This window comes from Brevundimonas sp. LM2 (genome assembly GCF_002002865.1).
In the GTDB taxonomy this organism is placed as follows: Bacteria; Pseudomonadota; Alphaproteobacteria; order Caulobacterales; family Caulobacteraceae; genus Brevundimonas.
Genome location: NZ_CP019508.1, coordinates 768,501 through 781,379, shown reverse-complemented (window position 1 = coordinate 781,379; position 12,879 = coordinate 768,501). Strand labels below are relative to the sequence as shown.

The window sequence follows — 12,879 nt, the reverse complement described above, 5'->3', positions numbered from 1 at the left end:
ACCTAAATCAAGGCGCGCCTGCCGATCGATGCTCGCGGCCTGCTTCTCAGGCAACCCAACACCTTACTAAATCCTGCCGATGGTTTAACGCTTGAGCAACGCCGCTAAGAAGGGTTGATCCGTCGATCGTCGGCTATTCGAAAACGATTCGCTCGATCATCACACCAATCGGGCGATCGCCGCTGAGGTATTCAGACGACTTCAACTGGATGACGTATCGCCCCGCGGAAAAGGCATGCTCAATAACAAGCCGCCCCTCCTGCGCCAGGTCACCACTATGCGGTACGCCGTCGAAACTCCCGACATCTTCTAGCAAAGCCGTAAGGACTTGGCCCGGCACCGCGGATCGGTAGACAATGGTCATACGCGTTGCATCCTGTACGTGGTTGACCACCTCGAAAGTGCTCTCAGGCGGCATCGTCCACCTAAAGGGATGCGCTAGCCAACCATCATGTGGGGGGTTCTCCCAGTCGTGAAAGCCCGACAATACGGTCCAGCGTGCATATCCATCGATGGACGGCCCCGGATCCGCCGCGTCGATCCGGACGCCTTCAAGGATAAATGCCAGCGACCGTCCTCCGCTATCAAGGTGGGTCTCTGCGGGGACAAGCTCCAGCAGGTTCTGGCCGTAACGGAAATCGCCCCGGAAAGTAATCGATTGAACCTGAGACAGGTCACCGACGAGCGGAATGCTCCAACCGATGAGCTCGCCATTGAACGTAACGCCAATGGATTGACCGAGGACAAATGTCCTCAATCTTAGTCGGACGGTCCGATTTGCTATGACGGAGGAACTGACAGTGATCGAAGCCGAACGACCGTCAGTCCATCGGTAAGGTTTGGTGATACCGATATCTGGCACGGGAGCTTCTTCAAAGCTGAACCCCGTTCCAAACCGCCATAGGCCGTCGAAACTATAATCACTGTCCTCCTCCGACTGGATTGCTACCTCTGAGCGGCCGGACTTCTTTGACGGAAGAGTTAATTGTGGCTCAGCGCGCGCGAGCTCCATCAGGCCTTCCACGACTCCGCCGAGCTCAGCTTCAAAGGCGTCTTCGTTCAGGATAGGGGAGCCGCGTAGGCGGTCGATGTCGGCTTTTAAGACGTCGCCACCAACGAGCAAACGCCGTGCTATCTGGATATAGGCCTCCTCGTTTTGGGCAACCCAGTTGGACCGATCCATCGCATCCAGGATGTCGGCTCCTTGAGTGCTGCGTTGGTAGCTGCCCCGCTGTGTAACAACCGGCAATCCCATCAACAATGGATCGAGCGTCGATAGGCCTCCTGAGTGTGGAAAGCTGTCGAGATAAACCCGGGCTTGGGGGAGCGCTGCCAGCATTTCCGACCGAGTGTCCCAAGGACCTATCAGTTCAATCCGCGCTGGATCCACCCCCTGTTCGTGCGCGATTTCGGACAGCCATTGGCGGAAGGCAACGCGTGGATAGAGAGGATCCCAGTTCGGATTGAATGGGTACAGTTTCAATACCGCCGTCGGCTCCAGCGCAAGTAACTTCATCCACGTCGTAAGTATGGTCCGGTTTAACTTGTAGAAGTTTGCGCCGGAGATGAACGCCGGCTTGCTCTCGACCTGAACGATACACTCGGGGTCTTTGATTTCAATCTCATTCGCCGGGAAACATACCGCGCTACCCGGCTTGAGCATCAGTTTTTCAGAGTAGTTCGCGGACGGCCGAGAGGAACGCTCGCTGTGCTTACCTGAAATCCACACGTCCATATTAGGAAAGCCGGTGGTCGTAGCTGAGACGTAGGTGGTCGCCTGGATGCGCGCGACCCGGGACGCAGCAAGCAAGATATAGTCCGATATTCCCCAGGTGACGCTGTTGAGAAAGAGGGCCACTGCGGGAGAGCGACGCAAGATCCGGATTGCAGCCCGTTCAACACCTTCATTCAGAACCTCAAATCGGTCTGCGAGTGCGGTCAACTCGTCCTGCAGAGAACCCGGTGCGTAAGACCCAGCTGAGTGCGGGCAAACGAAAATCTCAACTTCCAAATCCGGTCGCTTGAATGCGCGAATATAGGATAGGGCCGTCAGGGTTTCCGTACTCAGGTCGGTATGCGCGAGAATAACTGCAACGCGGCTCTTGAGCTCGGACGACAGGAGAGGAACCTTGATTGTTTCACGAACGAAAGCGTCGACCAACTTACCGCGCGCAACTTGAAGGGCTTTCATATTTGTCGGCTGCCCGTACAGCGACGCAACCTTGACAGATTTGAGAACTGTCTCGGCAAGGATGATCCATTCGCCTAAATCGGAAGAAGCCTGGTAGTCGCCCACCGCTTCAAATAGCAATGTGGCAAAGCTCTCCGCTATTTCGGCCTGCTGTGCGTTCCAGTACACCTTTTGCTGCGGGCCGAGAGCGCCCAGAAGCTGAGCCCGCCAGTCAGGATCCTTCAGCATCCAGTCGATCTGCTGACGCTCAAGGAAGGCGGGTCCGAAGAGAAGGAGCGCCGCAACGACTGCGCCCCGTAACCGCGCATCTTTACCGCCACTCTCGATGAAGGCGGTCATCGTTTTGGTGGCCGCCCTAATTTCTGCGGTCGAGAAGTTCCTCAACAAGTCAAGGTAGTTGGGGTTTCGGACCAGGGCCTCAAGAATAGGCGCACGCGGCGTCGCACCACGGACCTGAGGGTGCGTAACAGACGAGCTGTAGAAGTGAGAAATGAGCGCGCTGCGGCATTTCGCAAACTCGCCCGCGTGTTGTGGGCTCGAACTCAGCTCCAACAGGGCTAGAGCCAGCTCTGCCTCGAGCCTCAGCAGGCCATCGGTTCCTTTCCGAGCAGCGAGTATGTCAATGACTTCAGGCAGAGCTTCGAGCACGACCAGGCTTGCTATGGCGAGCACCTGGCTGTCGCCCCCGGCAAGATCGCTGTTGAACTTCAAGTCATAGGACACAGCGTCTGCCGAAGTGCTGAACACCTTTTCTCGGAGGGCGACATCCCAGCCCAAGCGGCCCCGCCACCACGCCTGAATGCCTCCGATGTTCAGGCCTGCGAGCGCCGTCAGATCGTCCGCGTTCGCAACTGCCAGAACCCCGCCCAACTGGACCTTGGCCTTCCAAACGGCGCCAGCATTTCCGTCGAGTAGCGCTTCATCGACCGCACGAAGCGCTTGCACGGTGCCATGAACAATCATTTCACCACTCCAACGGGCGGTTGAGTCGACCCGGCGAGCCCGGCTGCCTTCATCCGTTCAACAATCGTAATCAAACGATGAACCAGCATATGCCCGTCCTTGGCCATCAGATGTCGACGTCTGACGCCAGCTTCGCCGCCCGTCTCAAACAGTTTTGCGGCTTCCAACCCTGCGGCATGCACCGCCTCGGGACTAGCGTCTTTCGACACCACCAGATCGTAACCAACTCGATCCGATATGCCCTGCGTGGTGGCGATATCCAGCATATCCGGGGTGACCACAGGCACCTGACCCGTTAGCCACGCATCAAAAAATCTTTGCGACAGATCCTGATCAAACGGCAGCGAAAGCGAGGTCGCGTGGCTGGACCAATTCGCAAACCGTTCGCTCGCTGAAAGCGTGAAATACTTGTCTAGCTTGTGCGGATCGATCGTAAATATGCTAGGCACGAGCCCCGATTCAATGAGGGAATCCAGTCGCTTATTGCGTTCAACAGCGTCTGGATACCGGACGAATCCGCCGTAAAGGTCTTTCGATCTGCGATCGGCCGGTGTCATCAGTGGCTCGAGCTGACCTGCCTCCTCGCGGGTCCACTGTGTGACACACAGCGGAACGGCCGGCCAAAGGGCCGAGTTCCGGCTTCTTAGATAGGCCCCGGCAAAAGCGTGCCCCGGGACAGAAATATCCAGCAGGCCACTGGTCTCCAGATTGTCCATATAAATATGATGGTTGTCCCAATACCAACCCACCAGAATGGGGCGGCGCTGCCTGTGGGACAACGATTGCAAAGCGCGCCTCTCCGACGGCCAGAGGTGCACGAGCAGAATCACCGCGTCATAGTTCAGCCAAACTTCCGGGTCGACAGAATCGCTAAAGTGGCAAGTTACGCCGAGCGCACTGAAGCTTGATGAGACCTCGCTTGCCGTTCGTGGCGAGAATATCTTATCCATTCTCGTCGTAACAACGAGAACGCGCGGAGATCCGATCTTTGAAAAATTGGCCAGACGGCCAATTATGTCGTCGGACCTCTCGGAGGAGAGGATATCCGGAACGTATTTGTCTCTGACATTGCCTTGCTCTCGCACACAACGATCAAGATGAGCGGTCTTTTGCTTGTCATGGTGCCTAAACAACGCCGTCGGCCACGGAACGCCTTGGATTTTCAGACCAGCCTTCGCAAACTGCATAAACAACTCATAGTCCATGCAGTAGTAATTGTCAGAATTAACATTTCCACCAACACGATTGAGGAGTTCACGCGTAAACACCAGCTCGGGTTGATAGAAAAAGTGCCCTTTTAGCCAATACTCGCCGATATTTGCTAGAACGTTGGGGGTGAAATCTTCCTGTTTGACGCGAGGCTTGTTTACAAGCGCCGGAATCTTGCGCCTGTGGGCCACGCAAATGCCGAATAGCAGATCGGCCTTGGTTCTCAACCATTCCAGCGCCCACATATGCAGCGCACCCGGCCCGAACATGTCGTCGGAATTCAACCACGTGACCAGATCACCGGTCACGAGCGCAAAGCCCTTGTTGATAGCATCGGATTGCCCTTTGTCAGGCTCAGAAATCAAATGCGTGAACCGGTGACGATAACGTTCCAGTATCTCCGGAGTGTTGTCTGTCGATACCGCGTCGATAACAATAATTTCTACGTCACTATAGTTCTGGTTTAGAATAGAGAGAATAGTCTCCTCTATATACTCACCTTGGTTGAAGGTCGGGATAACGACCGAAATTCTGGGCCAATTCACGCCGCTCGGGAGCAATGCGTCGTATGGCGCTGTATCAAGAACGTGCTCAGGCCACGAGGGAGGCCAGATGAGAGCGGGCACATCATTCCCGGAGATACAACCCGTTCGGGCGAACAACTGGCGCGCCGCTGAAATCTCGCCAACGTGAGCCAGCAGTTGGGCAAAGGCAAAAACCATCCCAGGGTTCTCGGGTGTCGCCGAGAGTGCAATGGAAAGCCCGAACAACGCCATCACGGGCTCGTCGGCTTGAGACAGAAGCCGTGTCCACAAGGCCAAGGTTTGGGCCGCGCGTTGACGGTCAGTCCACCAGGACGTCTCCATATCGTCCTTGAGCGAAAGCCCAAGTCGCTCGCGGACTTCATTCAGGAATTTGTTGAGAATATAAGCCAGGTCCTTATCCGGATCGAGGCCAGCCGCCGAGACTTGGAACATCAGATCCGCCAACCGCTTGGCGTCGAGGCTCTCGCGGCCCAACCAAGCCAGTTGAAAAAGCGCCACGGCTCTAATGCGGGGATGCGAGATCCACGTATTTACGACTGCTATCGATCGCTCGACAGACGTTGCGTCCAGACCCTTGTCCGCAGCCAGCAAGGCAGGCAGGCCAGCGCTCATCAAAAAGCCGGTCACCTCCATCAAAGGCTTCTGCCCGGCTTGGATCGCGCTCGCAATTTTTTGCAGCGTCTCGAATTGACCTTGTTGATGGAGCTCGATGCAGACGGAGGTTATCTGCTGCCGGGTGACGTCGGGGTGCGCACACAATGCGGTCGCCGCAAAGCGGAGTTGATCTGGGTCGTTGAGCCCGACGGCCGCCTGGAACTGAACAAGACAGAACTCATAGGGCGGCTGACCCGTCAGGGACTGACGCGCCAAAACCGACATGGCCCTGGCGTAATCCTCAACGCGAACACAATACCCGGCAAGTTCAACGATTGCCTCGCCATACACCTTGTCAAAGCCGAGGTGATCAGCCCGATAATCGGCAAGAGCCAACTCGATCAACCGGATGGATTCATCCGTACGACCAATCCGGTCCATCACCCGCCCGTGCGCCAAGTCAAGTTCTAGCGGCACTGATCCCTTCTTGCGTTCCCCCTCGAACAAGGCCTCGGCCTCGGCGAACCGTCCGAGTTGGAGAAAAGCAGTCCCCCGTAGCGTCGCGATTTCGAGGGCCCTATTTTCATCTGCGATCGCATCCAGGAGAGCTAGAGCGGCACGAGGCTCTCCGTCCTTCAATAGGGCACGGACGCGCGACAGCGATTGGCGACTCTCTACAGCCTCCCGCTTGGAAGCAGCGGATGTCACGGCGCTTTTATCCAAAGCGAGCGTCTTCTTCTTCGCCACATCCACCCTCGAATTCCCGCGCTCGGCTGCCGGCTGATGCATAAACATCGCCAGACTTCTTCCGTTCGCAGTGCTCATTTTTCTGATGAGGCGTCAATCCCTCCAGGCTACAGACAGCCTCCCCCCACTGCCGTGGGAAACGGTTTTTGGAAGCCTGGCTGTAAGAGCTTGGAAGAGAGTTGCATCTGGCCCGCCTTAACGGCTAACGAAGCGCAAAGCGTCGGTCAGGATCGAAAACACATGCAGCGGAGTCCGTCCAAGGATCAGGTTCTCCAACTGTTGAAGGATCGGAATATTCCGATAACCACGATACTCGACGTGGGCATATTGTCTGGGACGCCGGAGCTGATTTCGGCCTTTCCCACCAAGACCCACATTCTGTTTGAACCCCTGTCGGAGTATACGGGCGCGATCGCGCATTCCTATCGAGATATCGATTATCGCCTCGTCAGCGCCGCCGTTTCGGACACGGACGGCTCGGTGATCTTGTCCACCGTCAGCAAAATCTCAGAAGATGAGATCTCGCACAGCTACATTGAGCCAGGCAAACAGCCTAGCAGCAATGACCGCGTCGTTCCAATGATCAAGCTCGATACTTACATAAAAGACAACCCGGTACCTGGCCCTTACCTTCTAAAGATCGACATTGATGGCGAAGATCTCCGGGTCGTCAATGGCGCTCACAATGTTCTTAACGAATGCAGCATCGTTATTATTGAGGCAACGCGGTGGAATATTGCCGAGCGGTTGCAAACCGTATGCATGCGGGGCTTCGATTTGATTGATATTGTCGAGCCTTGCTATTACGATCAGACGATCTGGCAGTGTGATCTCGTTTTCATAAAGAATGAGCTCAAGCCGAAATACTTTAAAGATCTACTGGTGGATTTTGAGCCCGATCTTTACGAGATTTATCGCGGATAGGTTTACCTGACCTTCGCCCCTCATATTGCGCGAGGGCTCAGCTCAGCTGATTTGATGGTCTACCCAAACGATATACAAAAGTCGCTTATAACTGACCCTCGGACAGCCCCGTGGGAGGCTATTTTCCAACGCCTACCCCATTGCCGCTAGAGCCTGAGCAAGCGCTACGGTCTCGACGGGCTCAGGTTACTGGCGCTGGATGCGTGAATAGACCTGAGTCCACCATCAGCGAATAGACGTCCGTGATTCCGGCCCTTAGTTCGATGGTGGGGGCCCAGCCCATGGCGCGGATTTTGTCTCCACTCATTAGCTTTCGCATGGTGCCGTCGGGCTTTGAGGTATCGGTGACGATAGAGCCCGTGAAGCCCACGACATCGCAGACCAATCTCGCGAGGTCGATTATGGCGATATCTTGCCCCGAGCCCACGTTCACATGTTCGACGTCTGAATAGGCCTTCATAAGAAAGACACATGCGTCGGCGCAGTCATCGGAGTTCAGGAATTCGCGCTTTGGCGTTCCTGTACCCCAGATCGTAATCTGGCTTGCGCCTGCCATTTTGGCTTCGTGGGCCTTACGAATCAGCGCGGGGAGGACGTGACTGGAGTTTAGGTCGTAGTTGTCGCCCCGGCCGTACAGATTGGTGGGCATGGCGCTGATGAAGTCGCAGCCATGCTGTTTGCGATAAGCCTGGGCAAGCTTGATGCCTGCGATTTTGGCGATCGCGTACCATTCGTTTGTGCCCTCCAGCGGTCCCGTAAGCAGGGCGTCTTCCGGGATCGGCTGCGGTGCATCTCTCGGGTAGATGCAGCTGGAGCCCAGAAAAAGCATCTTGGACACGTTCTGTCGATAAGCCGCCTCGGTTACATTGGCCGCAATCATCAGGTTATCGTAGAGAAAGTCTGCCGGATAAGTATCATTAGCCAAGATACCGCCGACCTTTGCCGCAGCCATAAAGATTGCATCCGGCTTGTGGTCCCCCACGAACGCCTGAACTTGATCTGGTGATTTCAGGTCGACATCGGCCCGTGTCGCAGTGATGACGTCGCAGTCTTCGGACGCGAGCCGACGGACGATTGCCGAGCCGACCATGCCACGATGCCCTGCGACCCAGACTCGCTTTCCGGCGAGCTGGAAGACGGCCTCATTCGCCATTGCCACGCCTCTCCCTGGCAACGGCGACGAGGTCAGCAGCAACCATCTCTTCGCACAACGCCTGCCATTTGGTTTCGTGAGTCCAACCCAGCTTTGCCTTTGCCTTGGCGGGATTGCCGATCAGCAGCTCAACTTCGGTAGGGCGGAAATATCTAGGATCGATCTCGACATAGACTCGGCCGGTCTCGACGCAAATACCCTTCTCATCAACCCCCTCGCCCTCCCAGCGGAGCTCAACATCGATTTGTGCGAAGGCGTGACTGACAAAGTCACGGATGACGGTGGTCTCTCCCGTGGCCAACACATAATCGTCTGGCTTTTCCTGCTGCAGCATCAGCCACATGCCGCGAACATACTCGCGGGCATGACCCCAATCCCGCTTCGCATCGATATTGCCGAGGAAGAGTGTCTGCTGGAAGCCATGGTGGATGGCAGCCACCGCCCGAGTAATCTTGCGCGTCACGAAGGTCTCGCCGCGAAGCGGGCTCTCGTGATTGAACAGAATACCGTTGGAGGCGTGGATACCATAGGCCTCGCGGTAGTTCACCACGATCCAGTAGCCGTACATCTTCGCGACCGCGTAAGGGCTTCGAGGATAGAAGGGCGTGGTCTCCGACTGCGGCACTTCCTGTACCATCCCGTAGAGTTCGGAAGTCGAAGCCTGATAGAATCGGGTCTTCTTCTCCAGTCCCAGAATACGGATCGCCTCCAAAATACGCAGGGTACCGATGCCGTCAGCGTTTGCAGTGTATTCAGGCGTCTCGAACGACACCTGGACGTGGCTCATCGCGGCCAGGTTATATATCTCGTCGGGCTGCGTTTCCTGAATGATGCGGATGAGGTTCGTCGAGTCGGTCAGATCACCGTAGTGCAAGATGAACCGCGGATCCTTTTCGTGCGGATCTTGGTAAAGATGTTCGATACGTGCGGTGTTGAACGAAGACGACCGCCGCTTGACCCCATGAACGGTGTAGCCCTTCTCCAGCAATAGTTCCGATAGATAGGCCCCATCCTGACCCGTCACACCCGTCACCAGCGCAACCTTGCCACTAACCCCGTCGGCCATCTTACCCCGCAAATTCCACGCGCTTGGAGCGTAACCCCGCCCATTCGCGCAACGCGCCCTTGTATCAACGCCGCAGCCGACCGGACAACAAAAACATTGAGGGTCAGAGCGAGACAACGCGGGCCAAATGGAAAAATGCCACGCGAACTTGGATCAAACGACCGGGTGCATGGGCCTAAGGACTTGAGTGGGCGCCGTTCAACGTGCGGGCCTTCTTCATCACCAGGAGCGTCCCAGCCCCCTCTCCTTGCGCCATCGGAACGTCTGAGCAGCGAAAGCGGCCGGTGGCTCGACCCGGCTGGCACCCATGGATCCGGCTTCAGGGAAGCCTAAGCCGGTCCTTTGCTCGATCGACTAGCGCGCAACCTCATCAAAAACACCTTCGCGGTACCACCGCGATGGCTGATCAAGAACCGGGAAAAAGCCGAAGAAAATCGTGATGGCGTGGGAAGGCAATTCCGGCTCGCCGGCTGTACATGGCGTCCTATGCGGCGATGCGGCTGCTTACAATGAGCGCCGCCCTTTCGATACGCCGGTTTCTCGGATGACCAAATTTACAGCGGACGACACAGACGCCCAGCCCCGAACTATACTATGACTATAGTGAGCCTAAGTTGAACTCACTCGAATTTTCGAACTCGGGGCTTTGCCATCGATCTGAGCATCAAGCGACCATCCTGATAAGCAGCGATAGCGCCAGCGGTTTGCATTCGACCCTACCGCCCGCCAACACCTCACGCACAAGCCCATAGATTGTCCTGCAGAGCAGCGACCGAGCTGCGTCCGGCAGCCATGGGTTGGTCTCGATCACAAGCGCCTCATAGGCACTCGCGGCGATAGCCCCTGGAGGTTCGAGCCGGCCGCGGCTGACCAGATCACCGTCGCAGGCGGTGCGTGACCCGAGCGGGGCCAAAATTTTCCAAGTTTCAACCTGATCAGACCGCACTTCCCAGAAAAGATCGTCATCTTTCCGGCGAAACACGAAGACACTGTCGGAAGAAGCCTGGCCGCGAACCGGCTTTTCACCGAACACGAACGAGAGTTGCTCATCATCAACCCCCGCCGACGTATAAGTGCCCACCTGGCCCTCAATGGATGAGGCGAACCTGTTCCAGCGCCCGAGAAACGTAGCGTCGGGCTCACGCCGCGAAAGTGAGACCTTCATCCCCTTGCGCCGTTCATCAAGGTTAGGATGTCGCACAATCAGATACCACACGCTTGCACGCGCTTCATCTGTCAGGGCGACGGGCTCGTCGGCATCTAGATGGGTCGCCCAGATGGTTGAGCCGACGCCCACGAACAAGGTCGCCGGCCCGTCGGCGACGATAAATTGCTGATTGGGGTTGGCGGCAAGCAGCCCATAATGCCCCAAGCCGTCGAACTCGATCTCATCATTTTGGCCGCCAAACTCAACCGAGGTTGGGAACGGGACGAGTTCTTCGGTTCTGACGACGCCTATATCAACGATGCGAGCACCGAGATCGCGGTCGTCGGCAGACCCATGGCGCCCCGGGTTCACGAAATGGGACGTTGTCACCGACAGCGTGATTGCGGTGCTCCCACCTGGTGGAATTTCGAGGGAAATCTGTCGCGTCTCCCAATCGGTCACAGGAAGACGGACTGACGCGCCGCTGGAGAGGCTGATCCGAATCCATTGATCGGATACCTCTGGATCGAAGGCTCCGGCACATGTCACCAGCAGGACGCAACCACCTTCGGCTGCACCGCGGGACAGATGAACCACAACAATACTGACCGTTTCCTTCGACCAGAGACCGATCCCCTCCCCGATCGGATGGAACCCCAAGCATCGATGGGCGATCACAAAGTCGCGGTCGACCGATACAGTATCTCCGTAGCGTAAGCCCACGGCAGGCTGGTGGGACGCGGTTTCCCAATTGGGATCGTTCGCCCCCGGCAGCTTTCCCGGCAGCGAGGATACGAGAAACGGCATTCGGGCCAGACGTCGCATGACCCGCTTGCCATTTTCGGCCCAGATGTTTTGGTCGATCGCGAACATGGAGTTGTCGCCGTCAGTCTGCGACCGCCAGTGCCAAAGAGCGGTAGCGCTACCAGTGAACCTGAAGGGCCCGGAGCTGGCCATGAGAAGATAAAGATAGACGTCTTCGACCACGACAAGTTCGGGATCTTCCCCTATCGCAGATTGGATAAAATCGCGCCGTGCCAGCCAGGTGTTGCTCTGAATAAAGTTATCAAAAATGGACAGCCGATCGAGATCAAAGGCGTCCAGAAACTTCAAGTCGCGATCTTCTTTTATTATCTCTTCGCGGGGGCCAAAAAAGTTTATTGTTTTGAAATAGTTGTCCGGCTCGTCGTTCATCAGTACGACTCCGGAATAGGCGACATTGGACTTAGGGTACCGCTTCAAGGTCTTAACCAGTTGGCGATAATGGTTGGGGAACACCGTATCGTCGTCGTCCATATGAGCGACAAACTCGGCCTCACACGCCAGAATGCCACCCCAGAGTGCCGTCGACCGGAAGCCTGTGTCCGGCGTGCGAACGTAGCGCACTCTGAAGACGGGCGAATGCAGCGCATCGCATAGAGCGGCAACCTCGGCCTTGCCCTTGTAGTCCGCTACGACCACGTGGACAGGCAGGTCGACAGAACTGGCGGCCATGACCGATTTGAGCGCTCGTTCTAGGAAGACGAGATCCCGTCCACCGGTACGGATGACCACCTCACAGATCGGTGCCGCAGCCGGCGAGTTCGTTTTGCGTCGGCGTCCCGCCGCCACGTCTTTGACACGCGGCGCGAAGGACCCGGCCGCCAGGACCTGCTCGTACAAAGGAAGAATGACGGTCTTGATCTTCGATTCGAGCGACCATTCGTCCTGAAACCAACGTTGGCCGCGAAGCGCCCGTTCAGCTGCCGCCTCCGGATTGTTGGTGATCCATTGTAGATGAGCCTCAATCTGGTCAGCCACGGCTTCTGGCTTCCGATTGAGATCGACAAAAAGCGCTATGTCACCGAGGTGCTCCCTCGCGAAATCAATGTTATCACAAATGGGTACTGCGCCCACGGAACAGGCTTCAAATATTCGCATGGAAGGCGTATTTTCGGCGCGGTGTTCATCCTTGTGAAGGCACAATACGGCAGTATGTTTCGCAAGCGCGGCAAGTACGGACCGTCCGTCAAACGGCAAAAAACCTCCGTATCGGCTTCCTACGTGATCCCAGCTACTAGACGGCCCGTAAAATGTCGCAGCATTTCGTTTGGCAAGCTCAGCGAACAATTCAGCGTGTCGACCACCATCCCAATGCACACCAATATAGGCGGCAGAGTTCATGCGGCGCGCTATAGGATCGGTCTTGAGGTCCGAGATGTAGGTGGTGGGCAAGAATAGGCCTTCGCCGATAGGCTTTTCAATACCAACGCCGAACGAGTTATCCTTTAGCCAACGGCGAACCCGGGTGTTGGCCGCTGTGTATCCGTCATATGAAAGCAGGGATCTGACGCGATAGGC

At 56.5% G+C, this 12,879-nt stretch carries 7 protein-coding genes; 2 read left to right on the top strand and 5 right to left on the bottom strand.

All coding sequences use genetic code 11. The features are described from left to right. Nucleotides 1-133: 133 nt before the first annotated feature. Nucleotides 134-3,154 (bottom strand): hypothetical protein, encoded by a 3,021-nt coding sequence (locus tag BZG35_RS03865; protein WP_077354449.1) that lies wholly within the window; start codon nucleotides 3,152-3,154, stop codon nucleotides 134-136. After that, nucleotides 3,151-6,297, bottom strand: a complete 3,147-nt coding sequence (locus BZG35_RS03860) for a glycosyltransferase family 2 protein (protein WP_171981872.1) — start codon at nucleotides 6,295-6,297, stop codon at nucleotides 3,151-3,153. The genes BZG35_RS03865 and BZG35_RS03860 overlap by 4 nt, the downstream gene beginning before the upstream one ends. Between BZG35_RS03860 and BZG35_RS03855 the strand changes: the two genes are divergently transcribed. Then, a complete protein-coding gene (locus BZG35_RS03855) occupies nucleotides 6,286-7,173 on the top strand; it encodes an FkbM family methyltransferase (protein ID WP_077357798.1) in 888 nt (295 codons plus the stop codon). The genes BZG35_RS03860 and BZG35_RS03855 overlap by 12 nt on opposite strands. Nucleotides 7,174-7,354: 181 nt before the next feature. On the opposite strand, the gene BZG35_RS03850 is transcribed toward BZG35_RS03855, so the two are convergent. From BZG35_RS03850 to BZG35_RS03840, 3 genes are all read right to left on the bottom strand, one after another. Then, nucleotides 7,355-8,326: a GDP-L-fucose synthase gene (locus BZG35_RS03850; protein WP_077354447.1), complete on the bottom strand. Its 972-nt coding sequence runs from the start codon at nucleotides 8,324-8,326 to the stop codon at nucleotides 7,355-7,357. Next, nucleotides 8,316-9,392 (bottom strand): GDP-mannose 4,6-dehydratase, encoded by a 1,077-nt coding sequence (gene gmd / locus BZG35_RS03845; RefSeq protein WP_077354446.1) that lies wholly within the window; start codon nucleotides 9,390-9,392, stop codon nucleotides 8,316-8,318. Before gmd ends, BZG35_RS03850 begins: the two co-directional genes overlap by 11 nt. A 664-nt stretch (nucleotides 9,393-10,056) precedes the next feature. After that, nucleotides 10,057-12,339 carry a glycosyltransferase family A protein gene (locus BZG35_RS03840; RefSeq protein WP_171981871.1) on the bottom strand — a complete coding sequence of 761 codons (2,283 nt, stop codon included), beginning with the start codon at nucleotides 12,337-12,339 and terminating at the stop codon, nucleotides 10,057-10,059. On the opposite strand from BZG35_RS03840, the gene BZG35_RS17840 reads away from it, so the two are divergent. Further along, nucleotides 12,316-12,759 carry a hypothetical protein gene (locus tag BZG35_RS17840; RefSeq protein ID WP_171981870.1) on the top strand — a complete coding sequence of 148 codons (444 nt, stop codon included), beginning with the start codon at nucleotides 12,316-12,318 and terminating at the stop codon, nucleotides 12,757-12,759. The two genes, BZG35_RS03840 and BZG35_RS17840, sit on opposite strands and share 24 nt — an antisense overlap. The last annotated feature ends 120 nt before the right edge of the window (nucleotides 12,760-12,879 follow it).

Coding starts and splice junctions, on each gene's coding strand:
- BZG35_RS03865 (WP_077354449.1), bottom strand. CDS start 3,154: ATGATTGTTCATGGCACCGTGCAAGCGCTTCGTGCGGTCGATGAAGCG.
- BZG35_RS03855 (WP_077357798.1), top strand. CDS start 6,286: ATGCATAAACATCGCCAGACTTCTTCCGTTCGCAGTGCTCATTTTTCT.
- BZG35_RS03860 (WP_171981872.1), bottom strand. CDS start 6,297: ATGTTTATGCATCAGCCGGCAGCCGAGCGCGGGAATTCGAGGGTGGAT.
- BZG35_RS03850 (WP_077354447.1), bottom strand. CDS start 8,326: ATGGCGAATGAGGCCGTCTTCCAGCTCGCCGGAAAGCGAGTCTGGGTC.
- gmd (WP_077354446.1), bottom strand. CDS start 9,392: ATGGCCGACGGGGTTAGTGGCAAGGTTGCGCTGGTGACGGGTGTGACG.
- BZG35_RS17840 (WP_171981870.1), top strand. CDS start 12,316: ATGAGCCTCAATCTGGTCAGCCACGGCTTCTGGCTTCCGATTGAGATC.